At 70.4% G+C, this 392-nt stretch carries 1 pseudogene; it reads right to left on the reverse strand.

What is annotated here, in order from left to right:
- A pseudogene (locus EN852_RS35835) lies at window positions 1-360 on the reverse strand (hypothetical protein); the annotation flags it as partial.
- Window positions 361-392 lie beyond the last annotated feature (32 nt).

A 392-nucleotide genomic window follows, 5' to 3' on the forward strand; every position in this document is an offset into this window, starting at 1 on the left:
CTCCTGCAGGCGGCCGGTACGGTCGGCCAGGGTGTAGCCCAGCGCGTTCAGCGCCGGCACGTTTTCCGGGTCGGTCACCAGAATCTTGCGCAGGTCGGCCTCGGCGCGCGGGATGTCGTCGCGGCGCTCCCAGGTGAGCGCACGTGCGTACAGCAGGCCGTTGTCATCCGGGTAGGCGGCCAGGCCGCGGGCCAGCGCATCCAGTTCACCGGCGCTGTCGGCGCCACGCTGGCGCAGTTCGGCTTCCAGCAGATAGGCGTCACGGCGCACATCGTCGTCGACCACTGCGTCGGACTGGATCGCGTGCACTTCATCCAGGGCCTGCGGCAGGCGCCCGGCCAGGGCCTGGGCGTTTGCCACAAGCAGGCCAGCCTAGCTCAGGTCATACCCGC

The organism is Mesorhizobium sp. M2E.F.Ca.ET.209.01.1.1 (assembly GCF_004010375.2).
GTDB lineage: Bacteria > Pseudomonadota > Alphaproteobacteria > Rhizobiales > Rhizobiaceae > Mesorhizobium.